General features: G+C 66.3%; 16 protein-coding genes and 1 pseudogene. 7 read left to right on the top strand and 10 right to left on the bottom strand.

Annotated features, from left to right (window positions below):
• Positions 1 to 9 precede the first annotated feature (9 nt).
• Entirely contained in the window at positions 10 to 252 is a 243-nt protein-coding gene (locus tag IVA79_RS28370) for a hypothetical protein (protein ID WP_247559242.1), read from the bottom strand.
• A 207-nt stretch (positions 253 to 459) separates the two neighbouring features.
• Here IVA79_RS28370 and IVA79_RS36855 point away from each other — a divergent pair, with 207 nt between their 5' ends.
• Complete coding sequence (locus IVA79_RS36855) at positions 460 to 594, top strand: hypothetical protein (RefSeq protein ID WP_256465664.1); 135 nt, start codon at positions 460 to 462, stop codon at positions 592 to 594.
• Positions 595 to 660: 66 nt separating this feature from the next.
• Here the strand turns inward: IVA79_RS36855 and IVA79_RS28365 are convergent, their stop codons facing one another.
• Genes IVA79_RS28365 through IVA79_RS28345 form a run of 5 tightly spaced genes read right to left on the bottom strand, consistent with a single transcriptional unit; the run spans position 661 to position 4,234 of the window.
• Positions 661 to 1,431: a sulfite exporter TauE/SafE family protein gene (locus IVA79_RS28365; protein ID WP_247559240.1), complete on the bottom strand. Its 771-nt coding sequence runs from the start codon at positions 1,429 to 1,431 to the stop codon at positions 661 to 663.
• Complete coding sequence (locus IVA79_RS28360) at positions 1,428 to 2,684, bottom strand: CCA tRNA nucleotidyltransferase (protein ID WP_247559238.1); 1,257 nt, start codon at positions 2,682 to 2,684, stop codon at positions 1,428 to 1,430. Before IVA79_RS28360 ends, IVA79_RS28365 begins: the two co-directional genes overlap by 4 nt.
• A 10-nt stretch (positions 2,685 to 2,694) precedes the next feature.
• Positions 2,695 to 2,958, bottom strand: a complete 264-nt coding sequence (locus IVA79_RS28355) for a DUF6111 family protein (protein ID WP_247559236.1) — start codon at positions 2,956 to 2,958, stop codon at positions 2,695 to 2,697.
• The gene (locus IVA79_RS28350; protein ID WP_247559234.1) at positions 2,955 to 3,626 is read right to left on the bottom strand and encodes a CoA pyrophosphatase; all 672 of its coding nucleotides are present in this window, start codon (positions 3,624 to 3,626) and stop codon (positions 2,955 to 2,957) included. Before IVA79_RS28350 ends, IVA79_RS28355 begins: the two co-directional genes overlap by 4 nt.
• Complete coding sequence (locus IVA79_RS28345) at positions 3,623 to 4,234, bottom strand: DUF1285 domain-containing protein (RefSeq protein ID WP_247559232.1); 612 nt, start codon at positions 4,232 to 4,234, stop codon at positions 3,623 to 3,625. The genes IVA79_RS28350 and IVA79_RS28345 overlap by 4 nt, the downstream gene beginning before the upstream one ends.
• Positions 4,235 to 4,508: 274 nt before the next feature.
• On the opposite strand from IVA79_RS28345, the gene IVA79_RS28340 reads away from it, so the two are divergent.
• The 6 genes from IVA79_RS28340 (at position 4,509) to IVA79_RS28315 (ending at position 14,461) form a co-directional block, all read left to right on the top strand.
• Positions 4,509 to 5,507, top strand: coding sequence for a MoxR family ATPase (locus IVA79_RS28340; RefSeq protein ID WP_092261549.1), 999 nt, complete (start codon positions 4,509 to 4,511; stop codon positions 5,505 to 5,507).
• Entirely contained in the window at positions 5,507 to 6,451 is a 945-nt protein-coding gene (locus IVA79_RS28335; protein ID WP_247559229.1) for a DUF58 domain-containing protein, read from the top strand. Before IVA79_RS28340 ends, IVA79_RS28335 begins: the two co-directional genes overlap by 1 nt.
• On the top strand, positions 6,448 to 9,261 hold the full coding sequence (locus IVA79_RS28330) for a DUF4159 domain-containing protein (protein WP_247559227.1): 2,814 nt from the start codon (positions 6,448 to 6,450) through the stop codon (positions 9,259 to 9,261). Before IVA79_RS28335 ends, IVA79_RS28330 begins: the two co-directional genes overlap by 4 nt.
• Before the next feature lie 67 nt (positions 9,262 to 9,328).
• Positions 9,329 to 11,392, top strand: a complete 2,064-nt coding sequence (locus IVA79_RS28325; RefSeq protein ID WP_247559225.1) for a hypothetical protein — start codon at positions 9,329 to 9,331, stop codon at positions 11,390 to 11,392.
• Between the two features lie 142 nt (positions 11,393 to 11,534).
• On the top strand, positions 11,535 to 11,951 hold the full coding sequence (locus IVA79_RS28320) for a DUF2946 family protein (RefSeq protein ID WP_247559223.1): 417 nt from the start codon (positions 11,535 to 11,537) through the stop codon (positions 11,949 to 11,951).
• 140 nt (positions 11,952 to 12,091) lie between these two features.
• Positions 12,092 to 14,461: a TonB-dependent receptor gene (locus IVA79_RS28315; protein ID WP_247559221.1), complete on the top strand. Its 2,370-nt coding sequence runs from the start codon at positions 12,092 to 12,094 to the stop codon at positions 14,459 to 14,461.
• 233 nt (positions 14,462 to 14,694) lie between these two features.
• Here the strand turns inward: IVA79_RS28315 and IVA79_RS28310 are convergent, their stop codons facing one another.
• From IVA79_RS28310 to IVA79_RS28295, 4 genes and pseudogenes are all read right to left on the bottom strand, one after another.
• Positions 14,695 to 14,949, bottom strand: coding sequence for a hypothetical protein (locus IVA79_RS28310; RefSeq protein WP_247559219.1), 255 nt, complete (start codon positions 14,947 to 14,949; stop codon positions 14,695 to 14,697).
• Positions 14,950 to 15,346: 397 nt separating this feature from the next.
• Positions 15,347 to 15,862, bottom strand: a complete 516-nt coding sequence (locus IVA79_RS28305) for an N-acetyltransferase (protein ID WP_247559217.1) — start codon at positions 15,860 to 15,862, stop codon at positions 15,347 to 15,349.
• A 55-nt stretch (positions 15,863 to 15,917) separates the two neighbouring features.
• Positions 15,918 to 16,414: pseudogene (locus IVA79_RS28300) on the bottom strand (glycosyltransferase).
• A 48-nt stretch (positions 16,415 to 16,462) separates the two neighbouring features.
• Positions 16,463 to 16,954: an NUDIX domain-containing protein gene (locus IVA79_RS28295; protein ID WP_247559215.1), complete on the bottom strand. Its 492-nt coding sequence runs from the start codon at positions 16,952 to 16,954 to the stop codon at positions 16,463 to 16,465.
• Between the last annotated feature and the right edge of the window lie 83 nt (positions 16,955 to 17,037).

Here is a 17,037-nt window from a genome sequence, read left to right as displayed (position 1 = left end):
GCTCGCAACCTAGTGCCGGCGCACGAACCAGGCGCCAAGAAGAAATGCGACAAGGAGCGAGCGCAAAGGCGCCTTCACAGTTGTCTCGCGCAACTGGTCGGCCCATTTCATCGCGAAGTCCGACGAAGACGGCCGACGGCCCGTTGTTTCCGGCGACGAGGCCGACGGTCGGCCGGACGACTGCTTGACGGCACTGGGCTCGTTCGTCAGCCCAGACGCTTCCGTCATTGCCGAGGCTTCCTTCATATCCATGCGCGTCCTCCCATGTCGTTGACGAAGCAACCTGCTCCGATCTCCCTGGTTCCTCTCCGCAACACCTTGCGCGGTGAAAGGCTCCGCTTGGAACAAAGCTCCTTTTGCCTTGATTGCACTTCCGATAGTGGACGGCCTACCGGTTCCTACAACCTCCGACACGGCGGGGAACGCAACCCTTGTAGGGCCATTCGGCATTTACATCGCATGCAGCGCATAGCGATCATCGCGTTCATGTTTGCCCTGGCCATCATGCTTGCACGCTGGGTCGGTGACAGCGACGTGCATACCGCGAGTCACGGCGAGCCCAACAAGACCGCGACCGTCGGACAGGCGCGTTGACCACCATAAAACGAACGACGAGCGAACCATTCCTTGCGATTCATTGTCGTCGCTGAGCAGGGATATCTACGCGATCAGTTGCCTCACCGCAGCCGAGATCATCACCAGCCCGCCGGTGATGACGGCCACGTCGAGGATCACGGTGTGGGTGTGCACCGGCATCCGCTCGACGAAGGCTTTTGCCAGGAATGCACCGGGGATCGCGATCGCGCCGATCAGCAGCGCGAAGGCGAGCACCTGCGCGGTGACCGCGCCGGCGAGACCGAACACGGAGATCTTGATGAGGCCGGTGCCGAGCGAGATCATCGCGTCGGTCGCGATCACGGCGGCGCCCTCTAAGCCGGCGGCCATCAAGAGCGAGAGCAGGATCACGCCGGAGCCGGAGGTGCCGCCGACCAAGACGCCGTAACCGACCGAGCCGGCGGCAAGGCCGCTGTCTCCGATCTTGACCTTTCGGCGGCGAAGCACGCGGCGCAGCGGCACGCTCAGGATCAGCATGGCGCCGATCACGAGCGCCGCGCCGGCATTGGTGAGGCGCGTATAGCCGTAAGCGCCGAGCGCCGTCGTCACGCCTGCGCAAGCGAGCACGATCAGCGCGCGGCGGCGGTCGGCGTAACGAATATAGGCGAGCGCACGGCTCGAATTGGTGAGCATCGCGGAGATCGCGATGATCGGCACCACGGGCTCGGCGCCGACCAGCGGCACCAGCACCAGTGGCATCAGGGCGCCGGTACCGTAGCCGGCGAGACCACCGATGATCGAAGCAAACAACGCCATCGTTGCTACCAGCAGGAGCTGGAAAATCGAGATATCGGCGAAGCCTGAGACGATGGTCACGTTCTCTCGTCGCGGCTGATGCGGGCCGCAGCTTGATCGGCGATGGAAGCGAGCGCGGCTTCATCTAGGGGAAAATCCGCCGCAAGCCAAGCGTCCTCGGCGAGCGTCAACACATGTCCGAGCGCAGGTCCTTCGGCGAGGCCTCGCGCGATGAAATCCGCGGCTTTCAACGGAAATTTCGGCGCGGTCCAGCGCTGCGGCAGCTCGGCGAGCGCGCGCCAGCGCATTGAGGTGACGTCGCCGCCGGCCCGCGCCCATCCCAGCAACACACGATCGTGATAGCGCTCCGCGCCGAGCCGGTAGAGCAGCCGCCGTGCGTTGGCCTCGTCCTTGGTGGCGAGACGCCACCAGCGATGGCCCATCGAATCCAGCGCCTTGGTCTCGGCATTGGAGAGCCGCAAGCGCGCGGCGACGCGCTTGGCATCTTCGGTCACGGCGACGGTCAGCGCGGCGAGGCGTCGCGTGGTGCTCGCGGTGAGGCCGAGCTCGCGCTCGATCGCAATCATCGTCGTCAGCGGACCGGTATAGACGACACCACCGGTCAGCGCCTGCAGCAATCCGCCATCGGCCATGGCCAGCGCGGCCGCGGATGTGCCTGATGTCACCAGCAGCTTCAGCATCTCCATCCGCACCCGCTCGGCCGACAGGCTGGCGAGGCCCGCTCGTCCCCGGATGCAGGCGAGATAGCCGTCGCGGTCGGGCTCGCCGGCGCCGAAGGCGGCGTGAATGCGGAAGAAGCGCAGGATGCGCAAGTAATCCTCGGCGATGCGCTGGTCGGGATCGCCGATAAAGCGCACGCGGCGCGCTTTCGCATCCGCGATGCCGCCGACATGGTCGTGGACGACGCCCGCCGCATCGACCGACAGGCCGTTCATGGTGAAGTCGCGCCGCTCGGCGTCCTTCACCCAGTCGCGGCCGAACGCGACCTTGGCCTTGCGGCCGAAGGTCTCGGTGTCCTCACGCAGGGTGGTGACTTCATAGGGGTGGCTGTCGATCACCAGGGTGACGGTGCCGTGATCGATGCCGGTCGGCACGCTCTTGATGCCGGCAGCCTTGGCGCGCCGCATCACCTCCTCCGGCCGCGCCGTGGTCGCGATGTCGATGTCGCCGGGCACAAGACCGAGCAGCGCGTTGCGCACGGCGCCGCCGACCACCCGCGCCTCCTCGCCATCAGCATTGAGCAATTGCAGGACGCGCGCGGTCCCGCCTGCGATCAGCCAGGGCGCATCGGCAAGTATCGGCTCCGCGCTCATCGTGCTGCCCCTATTTTTCCACGCCGGGCACGAGCCTGCCGTTCTCGATATGGGCGGGAACGTAGGTCGAATCCGGCGGCGCGCCGGAGAAGTGCGCAAGCCCGATCAGGCCCGCGATGACAAGCACGATCGCCGCCAGCGCAAGGCGTGCGACGATCGCAACCGGCCAGGACGAACGCGCGAACAGGCCGGAGCGCGTCGCGGCCAGGAACAGCGCGTAGACGGCAAAGGGAATGAGGAAGATTCCGATCTCGGTCAGAACCGTCCGGATCATGACGAATAGATCCGCTCATACAGCACACGCAGCATTCCGGCCGTCGCACCCCAGATGTAGCGTTCCGCGAACGGCATCGCGTAGTAGGAGCGCGGCGTGCCGCGGAATTCCTTGCTGTGCACCTGATGGTTCACCGGATTCATCAGGAAGGATAGCGGCACCTCGAAGGCGTCATCAACCTCGGAATGGTTGATGGTGAGCGAAAAGCCCGGCCGCACCCTTGCGACCGTCGGCAGGATGCGGAAGCCGAATGCGGTGCCGTAGAGATCGAGATAGCCGAGCGGCTCGACGAAGTCTCTGGACAGCCCGACCTCCTCCTCGGCCTCGCGCAGCGCCGCGTCCAGCGGCGAAGAGTCGGTCGCGTCGATCTTGCCGCCGGGAAAGGCGATCTGGCCGGCATGGTCGTTCAGATGCGCCGAGCGCTGCGTCAACAGGATGGTCGGCTCGGGATGGTCGACCACCGCGATCAGGACCGCTGCGGGGCGCACCGGCTGCTCGCGCGCGATGATCTCAAGCATCTTGTCGGTGCCGGGATCACCCGAGGCGGGTATGATGTTGGGATCGTAGAGACCGGCCGGCACGTCGAAATCAAGCTTGGCCCGGGAGCGCGCAAAGAAATCCGCCGCGCCGATCGCGACCGGATCATCCTTCAAGATAGGCTTGTTCAAAGCGCGGCCCTCACCTGCTCCGCATCGGCCATGGCGAAGAATTCGCCTGATGATTCGACGCCGAACATCGGCTGGTCATCGACCATCCGCTCCTCACCCATGTCAACCAGATCGTAATAGAGCGCCCGCGTGACCTTGGCCCAGAGATCGGCGCGGACATGCAAGTATGGCGTCAGGCCGCCGTCCCTGGCCTGCTCGAAGCGCAGCCGGTGCGCGGCATCGCAAGGGACCCAGTCGTCGACATTGGTGCGGAAGCGCAGCACGCGATGGCTGCCCTCGCCATCCCTCAGCATCTCGACCGCCATGAACGGCGCGTCATCGACGCGGATGCCGACCTTCTCCACCGGCGTGACCAGGAAATGCTTGTCGCCCTCGCGCTTCAGGATGGTCGAAAACAGCCGCACCAGTGCGGGACGCCCGATTGGCGTGCCCATGTAGAACCAAGTACCATCGGAAGCGATTCGGATGTCGAGATCGCCGCAAAACGGCGGATTCCACAGATGCACCGGAGGCAGGCCCTTTTTGGCGCCTTCGGCATTGGCGGCGCTTTTGGCCGCGGCAGTCAGCCCCTCGAGACCGCGATCGGCGCCTTGCCCTTGGTTCGCCATGGTTTGCCCTGACTTTGTCGTTGGCACGATTGGTGCAGGTCTACGTTGTGCATTGGTGGTCGGTTCCATCCCGGATTGGTCCGGTGTGGGAGGTCGCCACTTCGTGATGCCGTACATAACCCGAAGCCGATAAGGTGGGGATAGGTTAATTCAACGAATACATGGCCTTCCTGCAAGTCTAGCATAGGGCCCATGATCTAGCGTGATGACGCGGCGTGGCGTGATGCGATGACTTCACGACGCAAGCCGCGTGGCAGGCTGAAGGAGCGAGCGAATGGCGGAGAGTGTCGAGAAACTCGAGGACGGGATCGTCCGTTCGGCCGAACAGGTGTCGAGCCAGATCCGCGCGGCGAAAGAGGCGATCGCGTCCGTCATCTTCGGCCAGGATCGCGTGATCGAGAATACGCTGGTCACCATCCTCTCCGGCGGCCATGCGCTGCTGATCGGCGTGCCCGGCCTTGCCAAGACCAAGCTGGTCGAGACGCTCGGCGTCACGCTCGGTCTCGATGCCAAGCGCATCCAGTTCACGCCCGACCTGATGCCGTCGGACATTCTCGGCGCCGAAGTGCTGGACGAGAGCACCGCGGGCAGGCGCGCCTTCCGCTTCATTGCCGGTCCCGTGTTCGCGCAGCTCTTGATGGCCGACGAGATCAACCGCGCCAGCCCGCGGACGCAGTCGGCGCTGCTGCAGGCGATGCAGGAGCAGCACATCACCGTCGCCGGTGCGCGCCACGATCTGCCAAAGCCGTTCCACGTGCTCGCGACGCAGAATCCGCTGGAGCAGGAAGGCACCTATCCGCTGCCCGAAGCGCAGCTCGACCGCTTCCTGATGGAGATCGACGTCGACTATCCCGATCGCGACGCCGAGCGCCGCATCCTGTTCGAGACCACCGGCGCCGAGGAAACGCTGGCGAGGGGATCGATGACCGCGGATGCGCTGATCACCGCGCAGCGGCTGATCCGCCGCCTGCCGGTCGGCGATTCCGTCGTGGAGGCGATCCTGTCGCTGGTGCGTTCGGCCCGCCCGGGTCCGGACGCCGGTGAAGCCGGCAAGTTCATCGCCTGGGGCCCCGGCCCGCGCGCCAGCCAATCCTTGATGCTGGCGGTGCGCGCGCGTGCGCTGATCGACGGACGCCTGGCGCCCTCGGTCGACGACGTGCTCGACCTCGCCGAGCCCGTGCTGAAGCACCGCATGGCGCTGACGTTCCAGGCGCGCGCCGAAGGCCGCACGATTCCGGACGTGATCCGGCAATTGAAGACACGGATCGGTTGATGGCAGCGGAGAACGGGCACACGGCGAAGGAGATCATTGCGATCCGACGTGCCGATGGCGAAAGCCGCACGCTCGCAGCTTCCTTGCCGCGCCTGGTGCTCGAAGCCCGCCGCATCGCCGCCAACGTGATCCACGGCCTGCATGGTCGGCGCCGCGCCGGCTCCGGCGAGAATTTCTGGCAATATCGCCGTTTCGTTTCCGGCGAACCGGCCCAGAACGTCGACTGGCGCCGCTCGGCGCGCGACGACCATCTCTATGTCCGCGAGCTCGAATGGGAAGCCTCGCACACGGTCTGGATCTGGCCCGACCGCTCGCCCTCGATGACGTTCGCCTCGAAGTCCGCGCGCGAGTCCAAGCTCGAACGCACGCTGATCGTCGCCTTCGCGCTGGCCGAGCTGCTGGTCTCCGGCGGCGAACGGGTCGGCATTCCCGGGCTGATGGCGCCGACGGCGAGCCGCAGCGTCATCGACAAGATGGCGCAGGCAATGCTGCATGACGATGCCGATCGTCTCAGCCTGCCGCCGTCCTTCGTGCCGGCTGCGCTCGCCGAGACGATCGTGCTGTCGGATTTCTGGTCGCCGATCTCCGAGATCAGGGCCACGCTCGCAGGGCTGTCCGGCTCGGGCGCGCACGGCACGCTGGTGCAAATCGTCGATCCCGCCGAAGAGTCGTTCCCCTATTCCGGCCGCGTCGAGTTCGTCGAGCCGGAAGGGTTCGGCGTGATCACAGCCGGCCGCGCCGAGAGCTGGGCGCAGGATTACACCGCGCGGCTCACGCTGCATCGCGACCAGATCCGCGCCGAAACGGGCAAGCTCGACTGGCTGTTCACGACGCACGCCACCGATCGCTCCGCCGCCGAACTGCTGCTGTTCCTGCATGCCGGCATGCAGGTGAGCAAGTCGGGTGCCCGCACCACGATCATCAAGGCGGGGCCGGCCGCATGATGGGATTGCCGCTCGCATTCACCGAACCGCTGCTCCTGATCGGGCTCGTCAGCCTTCCGGTGCTGTGGTGGCTGCTGCGCGTGATGCCGCCGCGGCCGCGCCGCATCGAGTTTCCGCCGACCCGCCTGCTGTTCGACATTGCGCCAAGGGAAGAGACGCCCTCGCGGACGCCATGGTGGCTGACCGCATTGCGGCTCCTGGCGGCGGCGCTCGTCATTTTCGCCGCCGCCGGCCCGATCTGGAATCCGCAAACAGGCCTCGCCGGCAGCAAGGCGCCGCTGATGATCATGTTCGACGACGGCTGGAGCGCCGCATCGCACTGGGACGTCAGGATCAGGGCCGCCGACGAGCTGATTGCCAACGCCGACAACGACCGCCGCGCCATCGCGCTGGTGCCGCTGTCCGAGCCGAACCGCGACATCACCCTGATGCCGGCGGGCGCCGCGCGCGTCGCGCTGCGCCAGCTCGCACCAAAACCCTATTCGATCGACCGCGTCGAGACGCTGACCGCGATCGACCGTTTCCTGAAAGCCACCGGCGACTGCGAGATCGCCTGGCTGTCCGACGGCGTCGATACCGGCCGCGGCGAGGACTTCGTGCAAGGCCTCGGCAAGACCATCGGCGATCGCAGCCTGACCGTGTTCGAAGGCGGCACCTCCTCGCCGCTGGCGCTGGTTGCGGCCGAGAACGCCGCCGCCAGGATGACGGTGAAAGTGCTGCGTACCGACAGCGGCATCGCCGTCGGCACCGTGCGCGCGCTGGACCAGAAGGCCTCCCCGATCGGAGAAGCCCGTTATACGTTCGGCCCGCAGGACAAGGAGACCGACGCCGCGTTCGATCTGCCGGTCGAGCTGCGCAACGACATCACGCGGCTGGAGATATCGGGCGAGCGCTCCGCCGGCGCGGTGCAGCTGCTCGACAAGCGCTGGCGCCGCCGCGCCATCGGCATCGTTTCGGGCGCGACCAGCGAGACCGCACAGCCGCTGCTGGCGCCGACCTTCTACCTCACCCGCGCGCTGGCGCCGTTCGCCGACGTCAGGCTCGCCGACAAGGGCTCGCCGCAGCAGGGCATCACACAATTTCTGGACCAGAAGCTGCCGATGATCATCCTTGCCGATGTCGGCACCATCGCCCCCGAGCTGCGCGAGCGCGTCAATGCCTGGATCGACCAGGGCGGCGTGCTGGTGCGGTTCGCAGGTCCCCGGCTGGCGCAGGCCGAGGACGATCTCGTGCCGGTCAAGCTGCGCAAGGGCGGCCGCACGCTCGGCGGCAGCCTGACCTGGGAGAAGCCGCAGCATCTGGCCTCCTTCGCCGCCGACGGTCCGTTTGCCGGCGTCGCGGTTCCCAAGGACGTCACCGTGAGCCGCCAGGTGCTGGCCGAGCCCGACGCGGTGCTCGCCACCAAGAGCTGGGCCTCGCTGGAAGACGGCACGCCGCTGGTGACCGGCGAGCATCGCGGCAAGGGCCTCGTGAGCCTGTTCCACGTCAGCGCCGACATGCGCTGGTCGGATCTGCCGATGTCCGGCACCTTCGTCGAAATGCTGAGGCGCGTCGTCGATATGTCCGGCTACACGTCCAAGCCCGGCGCAGGGGTTGCGAGCGAAGCGACCACTGAAACAGTGGCGCCGCTGCACATGCTCGACGGTTTCGGCGCCTTCGGTCCGCCGCCGGCGACCGCCAAGCCGCTGCCCGCGGATTATCGCGACCGCGCCACACCCGATCATCCGCCGGGCTTCTATGGTCCGGCCGAAGGACCGCTCGCCGTGAACACGCTTGCCAGCGCCGACCGTATCGCGGCCCTCAATACCGCGAGCCTGCGCGCGCGGCACGCCACCTACACCAATGCCGAGCCGCGCGACTTGCGCGGCTGGCTGCTGTCGACGGCGCTCGCATTGTTTCTGATCGACGCCATCATCGTCGCGGTGCTCGGCGGCGGAATCGCCGCGCTGCTGCGCCGCCGCGCCGCGCCTGCGATGATCGTACTCGGGCTCGTGCTCGCAGGCCTTCCGGCACTCGCGCCCACGCCGGCGCGCGCCGATGGCGCGTCCGACGAGTTCGCGATGAAGGCGGTATCGCAAACCCGCCTCGCCTATGTCGTAACGGGCAATGCCGATGTCGATTCCATCGTCAAAGCGGGGATGAACGGGCTGACGCTGTTCCTGGCCCAGCGCACCGCGCTCGAGGCCGGCGATCCCGTCGGGGTCGATCCCGCGCGCGACGAGCTCGCCTTCTTCCCGCTGATCTACTGGCCGATCGTGCCGGGCGCGCCCAAGCCACCGCAGGACGCCATCAACAGGATCGACGCCTACATGAAGCAGGGCGGCACCGTGCTGTTCGACACGCGCGATGCGATCGAAGCCCCGGCCGGCGCGAACGGCGCGGCACAGACCCCGGGCATGCAGACGCTGCGCGAGATCCTGTCGTCGCTCGACGTGCCCGAGCTCGAGCCGGTGCCGCGCGAGCACGTGCTGACCAAGACGTTCTATCTGCTGCGCGACTTCCCCGGCCGCTTCGCCACCGGCCAGACCTGGGTCGAGACCCTGCCGCGCGACGAGGACGAGGACAGCGCACAGCGGCCGGCGCGCGGCGGCGACGGCGTCTCGCCGATCATCATCACCTCGAACGATCTTGCCGGCGCCTGGGCCGTGCGGCCCGACGGCCAGGCCATGCTGCCGGTGACCGGCGGCGACCCCCGCCAGCGCGAATTCGCCTACCGCGCCGGCGCCAACATCGTGATGTACACCCTGACCGGCAACTACAAGGCCGACCAGGTGCACGCACCGGCCCTGATCGAAAGGCTGGGGCAATGAGCATGATCCGGAAAAGTGGAAGCCGGTTTTCCGGCGAGATCATGCTCACAACAAATAGAAGTTCGTCATGAATTACGGCATCGCGTTCACGCCGCTTGTCCCCGCGATCGTGCTCTGGCTCGCGCTCGGCGCGATCGTCATCGTCGCGCTCGTGCTGCTGCTCGCGCGCGCACGTGGCGCTGCCGTGCGCGTCGCCGCGCTGGCGCTGTTCCTGCTGGCGCTCTCCAATCCCTCCTTCACCCGCGAGGACCGCGATCCCCTCACCTCGGTTGCCGCCGTCGTCGTCGACAAGAGCCCGAGCCAGAATTTCGGCAATCGCAACCGCGAGGCCGCGCAAGCGCAGGAGGCGCTGGTCGACAGCCTGAAGAAGATCAAGGGCCTCGAAGTCCGCGTCGTCGACGCCGGACAGGCCGATGGCGAGACCGACGGCACCAAAATGTTCGGCGCGCTCGCCTCGGCCTTGTCGGACGTGCCGGTCGACCGCGTCGCCGGCGCATTCCTGATCACCGACGGCCGCGTCCACGACGTTCCGGCGAACGCCGCCGCGCTCGGCTTCCAGGCGCCGGTGCACGCGCTGATCACCGGACAGAAGGACGAGCGCGACCGCCGCATCGCGATCACGGCGGCGCCGCGCTTCGGCATCGTCGGGCAGCCCCAGACCATCAGCTACCGCCTCGACGACCAGGGCGTCTCCGGCGAGCGCGCCAAGGTCACGGTCCGCCGCGACGGCGAGGTCATCAACGAGCGCACGCTCTCGAGCGGCCAGGCCGCGAGCGTCGACGTCGACATCAAGCATGCCGGCCCGAACATCGTCGAGATCGAGGCCTCGCCGCTCGAACGCGAATTGACGCCGGTGAACAACCGTGCCGTCGTCGCCATCGACGGCGTGCGCGACAAGCTGCGCGTGCTGCTGGTCTCGGGCGAACCGCACTCCGGCGAGCGCACCTGGCGCAATCTGCTCAAGTCCGACGCCAGCGTCGACCTCGTGCATTTCACCATCCTCCGTCCGCCGGAGAAACAGGACGGCACGCCGATCAACGAATTGTCGCTGATCGCGTTTCCGACCCGCGAATTGTTCCAGCAGAAGATCAACGAATTCCAGCTGATCATCTTCGACCGCTATGCCCGCCAGGGCGTGCTGCCGCTGCCCTATTTCGACAACATGGCCCGCTATGTCCGTTCAGGCGGTGCCGTGCTGGTGTCGGCCGGTCCCGACTATGCCTCCAACACCAGCATCTGGCGCACGCCGCTGGACTCGGTGCTGCCGGCAGAACCCGTCGGCGTGACCGAAAAGCCGTTCTACGCGCATCTGTCCGACCTTGGGAAACGCCACCCCGTCACGCGTGGCCTGGAAGGCTCCGCGAGCGAGCCGCCGCGCTGGAGCCGGTTCTTCCGCACCGTCGACACCCGCAATTCCGTCAACCCGCCCGTGATGACGGGGGCGGACGGCAAGCCGCTCTTGTTCCTGTCGCGCTTCGGCGAGGGCCGCGTCGCGCTGCTGCTGTCCGATCACATCTGGCTGTGGGCGCGCGGCTATGAGGGCGGCGGCCCGCATCTCGATCTGCTCAGGCGGATGTCACATTGGCTGATGAAGCAGCCCGATCTCGACGAGGAGGCGCTGCGTCTCCAGGTGCAGGGCAAGGACCTCGTCGTGGTGCGCCAGACCATGGCCGATAGCGTCCAGCCGGTGAGCGTGACCTCGCCGTCGGGCGTGTCGCGTGATCTGACGCTGAGCCCCGGTGATCCCGGCCAATGGCGCGCCAGCCTGCCGGCGAGCGAGCTCGGCCTCTGGCAGGCCACCGACGGCACGCTAAAGGCGCTGATCAATGTCGGCCCGACCAATCCGAAGGAGTTTTCGGAAGTCACCTCCACCACCGAGACGTTGAAGCCGCTTACGCAGGCGACCGGCGGCAACGCCGTGCGCGTGGCGAGTGGCGCCAGCGTCGAGCTGCCGCGCATCCTGCCGGTGCGCTCAGTGGGCGTCTTTGCCGGCGACGGTTGGATGGGCGTGCGGATGCGCGATGCCAGCGTGGTGAAAGGCGTCGGCGTGCTGCCGATCTTCGCCGGCCTGATCGGCCTTCTGCTGCTGCTCGGCGCGTTCGCCGCGACCTGGGTCCGCGAGGGGCGCTAGTTGCCGGAACGACACATCGGGTCGGCCGTCTGCATGCGCCGATCCGCCCGCCGTTGACATCCGTGAACCGATCTGGCGATGTTACACTATAACATCGCGGCGTCCTGGGATTGGCGCCCCGGCGTGGGGGTGGCGTTTTCAGATGAAGTGGTTCCGGTCGAAGATCAGGCACGGCGCCCGGCTCGCGTTGTTCGCGATGCTGGTGCAGTTCGCGCTGACGTTCGGCCACAGCCATTGGTTCGCCCAGGCTGCTCCCCTTGCTCAAGCCACGCTGCAGCAGACCGACAGCGCCAAGGCGAGCGCGAAGAGCATTGCTGCGATCGACCGCACGGCGGTTCACAAGCAATCGCCCTCAAGCCCCGGCCCGGAGCATCCGGGCGACGAGAATTGCGCCATCTGCGCCATCATTGCGATGGCGGGCAGCGTCGTATCGGCAACGCCGCCGGTGCTGCTGCTGCCACAGGCGATCGAACTGCTCCACCGCACCTTAGATGCCGAATTCATCCATCTGAGATCGGCCGGCACGGCATTCCAGCCCCGCGCTCCTCCCGCATCCTGACCTCCAACGTTTGATCACGCCCAGCCGCGCGCATCGGCGAACGCCTGGGAGAAGTTGAAGTCGAATTCCGTCGCGCTGCGACGGCAGGCCGTATCCGATCAGCAGACAATCATGCGGACGGCCTGGCTGGAATCAGGATCATGTCATTTCAATTGCGACGCGCGCAGCGTCTTGGCGGAGCAAGCCTGCTCCTGCTCGGCGCCGCCGCCACGCCCGCTTTCGCTCAAACGGCTGCGCAAGACAAATCGTCGACCGAGATCCCCGCCGTCACCGTGACGGCGCCGAGCCCGATCGTGCGCAGAGCGGTGGTGCCGTCCCGCAACGCGGGCCGCAGCACGCGGACCGCGCGGGTGCGCAACCGCGAGCAAGCGGCGGAAGCAACGCCGGCGGCCCAAGCGCCTGCCGCACCCCAGCAGGGCGTGCTGCCTGTCGTGACCAACCAGTTCGCGACGGTCACCGTGGTCCCGAACGAGGAGATCCGCCGCGAGGGCGGCGGCCAGCTCGGCGATCTCCTGTTCTCCAAGCCCGGCATCACCGGCTCGAGCTTCGCGCCGGGCGCCTCCAGCCGGCCGATCATCCGCGGCCTCGATGTCAACCGCGTCGGCATCGTCGAGAACGGCACCAATGCCAGCGGCGCCTCCGACCTCGGCGAGGATCATTTCGTCCCGATCGATCCGCTCGCCACCAACCAGATCGAGGTGGTGCGGGGGCCTGCCGCGCTGCGCTATGGCTCGACCTCGATCGGCGGCGTCGTCAGCGCCACCAACAACCGGATCCCGGACGCGATGCCGAGTTGCGCGCCGTCGTTCCAGACCTACGGCATGCCGACCAAAGCTCCGCTCGCGAGCGCCGCGACATCGCCTTGCGTCACCGCCGAGACGCGCACCGCGTTCTCTTCGGTCGACCGCGGCGTCGAAAGCGGCGTGCTGCTCGACACCGGCGGCGGCAATTTTGCCTTCCATGCCGACGCCTATGGCCGCACGACCTCGGACTACAGCATTCCGAGCTATCCGTATCTCTTCGACCAGACGCGGCCGGTGAATGGCCGCCAGCCGAACTCGGCGACGCGTTCGGACGGTGCCTCGATCGGCGGCTCCTACTTCTTCCAGGGCGGCTATATCGGTGCGTCGATCACGCAGAACGACTCGCTCTACCACATCCCCGGCATCGACGGCGCCGACCACCAAACGCGGATCGACGGCCACCAGACCAAGATCAACGTCAAGGGCGAGTACCATCCCGACGCGACCGCGATTGACACCGTCCGCTTCTGGGCCGGCGCGACCGACTACCGCCACAACGAGATCGGCCTTGCCGATCCCGCCGACCTCAACAGCGCCGGCATACGCCAGACCTTCACCAACAAGGAGCAGGAGATCCGCACCGAGGTACAGCTGATGCCGTTCAACGCCCGCTTCGCCGAGGTGACGACGGCGCTGGGCTTCCAGGTCGGCCATCAGGAATTGAGCGCGTCCAGCCCGGACAATCCCGGCACGTTGTTCAACGGCCTGTGGGACCCGAATAACAGCACGCGCGTTGCCGGTTACGCCTTCAACGAGTTCAAATTCACGGAGGCGACGCGGGCGCAGATCGCCGGCCGCATCGAGCATGTCGAGCTGCACGGCACGACGCCGGACTTCCCGGCCGATTATTTGCCCAATGGCGCACCGCAGGCGGCGATCGCGCGCAATCTGTCATTCACGCCGAAGAGCGGCAGCATCGGCCTGTTGCAGGACCTGCCGGGCGGCATGGTCGGCAGCATTACCGCGCAATATGTCGAGCGCGCGCCGAAGGCGGCCGAGCTGTTTTCGCGTGGTGGACATGATGCGACTGCGACGTTCGACATCGGCAATCCGAACCTCACCATCGAGACCGCGAAGTCGGTCGAGCTCGGCGTGCGCAGGGCGACGGGGCCGTTCCGCTTCGAGGCGACGGTCTACTACACGCATTTCGACAATTTCATCTATCGCCGCCTCACCGGCATGTCCTGCGACGATGACTTTGCATCCTGCGGCGCGCCGGGCGCCGAGCTCAACCAGGCGGTCTACTCGCAACGCAATGCGAACTTCCGCGGCGGCGAATTCCAGTCGCAGCTCGACGTCGGCGCCTTCCAGGGCGGCATCTGGGGCATCGAGAACCAGTTCGACTTCGTCCGCGCCACCTTCAGCGACGGCACCAACGTGCCCCGGATTCCGCCCATGCGGATGGGCGGCGGCGTGTTCTGGCGCGACGACAACTGGCTGATGCGCGTCAACCTGCTGCACGCCTTCGCGCAGAACAACGTCGCCGTGATCGCGGAGACGCCGACGGCGGGTTATAATCTGTTGAAGGCCGAGGTCAGCTACAAGACCAGGCTCGACCGCAACTGGTTCGGCGCCCGCGAGATGATGGCCGGCATCGTCGGCAACAATCTCCTCAACGAGAACATCCGCAACTCGGTGTCCTACACCAAGGACGAGGTGTTGATGCCCGGCATCGGCGTGCGGGCGTTTGCGAACTTCAAGTTCTGACCTCACGCGGCAAGCCGGTCGGAGATGCAGCTGCATCTTCGGCCGGGACGCCTCGCTTTGATCTCGGCCTTGCCGGCTTGCGTTTGCGCCGCTGCGGCGCGTTGGCTGCATGTGATCGCCCCAATCCAAGGCAGCCCGCTGCGGGGCCGTGGTCTGCACATAGCGCAGCAAGAGGAGTGCCAAAGATGGAGATGATTCCCTGAACCCGGAGGGAATGGAAACCGTTGGCATGATCAGGCGATGACCGGGCCGCCTACAGGAACAGCATTCACCACCATACCGGCCGGTGATTGCGCCATACCCGGATCGTCTCCGACTGGTTGGAGCGAACTATCTGTTCCCTGTTCAAGACAATCGGGAAGTGCATCATTGGCCAAATGGTCCCAATACTCAGCTTCCGCGAGCAGCTTCCAGCTTCGATCGGGACGATGCGCTGCAGTCTGCCGGCACAGTGCCGCCATTGCGCGCAAGCGACGTACGGTTTCCATTCTCTCTATTCCTCCCATTTATTTTTTTAATTTTCTACTTTCCCAGCCTATTTAAATTTTTACCGCCGAGTCATTATAATTATATCGCAGAACTAATTTTTCCTGCGCTGCGCGATGGACTTTCGTTAGGGCTTCAAACCGCATTTGGAACGCAACTGGCGCAAGTATGCGCAACCGACGGCGAGCGTCGCCCGCAATTGTACGGAGCCCAACGCAAGGTCGCTCGCCGTTGCGCGCCCATCTATAACGTCCATTCCAGATTTAATTTACGACGATCCAATTTTTAGCGTCGTAGCCCGGATGAGAGCGTAGCGATATCCGGGGCAGTGCATCTGCGACGACACGATTTCCGGATGTCGCTACGCTCATCCGGGCTACGTCTCCGCACGCGCTGCAGCTACCGCCGCGCCTTGCTCCAGTCGGGACCCACCGGGCCCGATACGCCCTCGAAGGCGCCGTCGACGAGCTCGAACACCAGGATGCGCGCGGCGTCGACCGGGCCCGGCATGGTGACGCGGCCCTTCGGGACCGGCTTGAAGCCGACGCGGCTGTAATAGGGCTCGTCGCCGACCAGCAGCACGAGACGGTGACCCTTCGCCTTCGCGTCCTTGAGCGCACGCTCCATCAACAGACGGCCGACACCGCGGCCGCGGAACGGCGGCTCGACCGTGAGCGGTCCGAGCAGCAGCGCCGGCGTGTCGCCGACCAGAACCGGCAATTGCCTGACGGAGCCGACCAGCAGCGTGCCGATGCGGGCGGTGAAGGAAAGTTCGAGCAGATGGTCGACGTGCTCGCGAATCCGGTAGGCGCTGAGCACGAAGCGGCCGGGACCGAAGGTGCGTTCATGCAGCCGCTCGATCGACTGGGCGTCGCCGGCGGCCTCGGGAAGGATGGTCAGTGAGAGATCGGTCATGGCAATCGCGGGATAGCACCTGAACGCAGCGCGGTCCATCGGGCAGCGAAGGCGTTCAGCTCCTTTTCAAGGTCGGTTGGGGCAGATAGGTCAGCATCTTCATTTCCCGCCGCCCTCGCGTCACCGTGTCGAGCACGAGCCCCGACGACACCGACAGCAGGGCCATGATCATCAAGCCCATCGACAGCACGGCGGTGGGCAGGCGCGGCACGAGGCCGGTCTCGATGAAGGTGATCACGATCGGGATCGCGAGGATCACCGAAGTCAGCGCCAGCAGGATTCCGATCGCCGTGAAGAAGCGCAACGGCCGCTCCGAGCGATAAAGCTTCAGCATGGTGGTCTCGATCTCGAATCCGTCGGAGAGGACCGGAAAGGATTTGACGAAGCGGCGTGAGAACACGCGGCGGCGGTACGGTCGCGCGAATTGTTGTCGTAGACATAGATCTCGGCCAAGGGGAGCGCCTTGCGGAAATCGGCAATGACGGTCGCGACCGCCGCTTCCTCATTGTAGCAGGGCACCAGCACCGCGATGCGAAGTTGCATTGAGGTCATGCGGTGTCCATGGCGGCCTTTTCAGCCGCTTCCTAGCACAGGCCGCCCTCAGCGCCACGTCGCAATCAGGGGGCTGCCGTCAAGTACTTCCGCGATCCGCAGCAGCGTACCGCGCGTCGTCCCCTCGGGCAGCGCCGTGATCGCGAAGAACCCGCATTCGACGATCTCGCGGTTTGGCTCAGGGACGCATTCCTGCCTGAACTGCCTGACCACATAGACCGCGACGTGGTCGCGGCGGGAGACGTGGCTGTTGAGGAAGATGCCGTGCAGCCTGGCTGCTCCGGTGAGGTCGATGTCGCCCTCCTCCTTGAGCTCGCGCCGCATCGCCTGTTCCATGGTCTCGCCGTGATCGACGCCACCGCCGGGCAGGTGCCAGCCGCTGACGTAGCTGTGCCGGACCAGGAACACCCGGTTGTCGGCATCCAGCACCACGGCGCGGACGCCGAGCGTCATGCCGCGGACGATCAGGAAATAGGCGTGGAAGAGCCGCCGCAGCAGCGGCTCGCATTTCCGTCGGATCCGGTTCAGACGTTCTCCCATCACGCTTCCTCGACGCCGCGGTTCAGGCTCTGCTTGCGCGTTCCTCGCGACCTTGCCATTACAGCTGAGCAATAGCGAGGCAA

Origin of the sequence: Bradyrhizobium sp. 138 (genome assembly GCF_023074075.1) — a bacterium.
Taxonomy (GTDB): Bacteria; Pseudomonadota; Alphaproteobacteria; order Rhizobiales; family Xanthobacteraceae; genus Bradyrhizobium.
Note: the sequence above shows the minus strand (reverse complement) of the source record. Positions and strands in the feature narration are given on the sequence as shown.

Coding starts and splice junctions, on each gene's coding strand:
- IVA79_RS28370 (WP_247559242.1), bottom strand. CDS start 252: ATGGATATGAAGGAAGCCTCGGCAATGACGGAAGCGTCTGGGCTGACG.
- IVA79_RS36855 (WP_256465664.1), top strand. CDS start 460: ATGCAGCGCATAGCGATCATCGCGTTCATGTTTGCCCTGGCCATCATG.
- IVA79_RS28360 (WP_247559238.1), bottom strand. CDS start 2,684: ATGAGCGCGGAGCCGATACTTGCCGATGCGCCCTGGCTGATCGCAGGC.
- IVA79_RS28355 (WP_247559236.1), bottom strand. CDS start 2,958: ATGATCCGGACGGTTCTGACCGAGATCGGAATCTTCCTCATTCCCTTT.
- IVA79_RS28345 (WP_247559232.1), bottom strand. CDS start 4,234: ATGGCGAACCAAGGGCAAGGCGCCGATCGCGGTCTCGAGGGGCTGACT.
- IVA79_RS28340 (WP_092261549.1), top strand. CDS start 4,509: ATGGCGGAGAGTGTCGAGAAACTCGAGGACGGGATCGTCCGTTCGGCC.
- IVA79_RS28335 (WP_247559229.1), top strand. CDS start 5,507: ATGGCAGCGGAGAACGGGCACACGGCGAAGGAGATCATTGCGATCCGA.
- IVA79_RS28330 (WP_247559227.1), top strand. CDS start 6,448: ATGATGGGATTGCCGCTCGCATTCACCGAACCGCTGCTCCTGATCGGG.
- IVA79_RS28325 (WP_247559225.1), top strand. CDS start 9,329: ATGAATTACGGCATCGCGTTCACGCCGCTTGTCCCCGCGATCGTGCTC.
- IVA79_RS28320 (WP_247559223.1), top strand. CDS start 11,535: ATGAAGTGGTTCCGGTCGAAGATCAGGCACGGCGCCCGGCTCGCGTTG.
- IVA79_RS28315 (WP_247559221.1), top strand. CDS start 12,092: ATGTCATTTCAATTGCGACGCGCGCAGCGTCTTGGCGGAGCAAGCCTG.
- IVA79_RS28310 (WP_247559219.1), bottom strand. CDS start 14,949: ATGGAAACCGTACGTCGCTTGCGCGCAATGGCGGCACTGTGCCGGCAG.
- IVA79_RS28305 (WP_247559217.1), bottom strand. CDS start 15,862: ATGACCGATCTCTCACTGACCATCCTTCCCGAGGCCGCCGGCGACGCC.
- IVA79_RS28295 (WP_247559215.1), bottom strand. CDS start 16,954: ATGGGAGAACGTCTGAACCGGATCCGACGGAAATGCGAGCCGCTGCTG.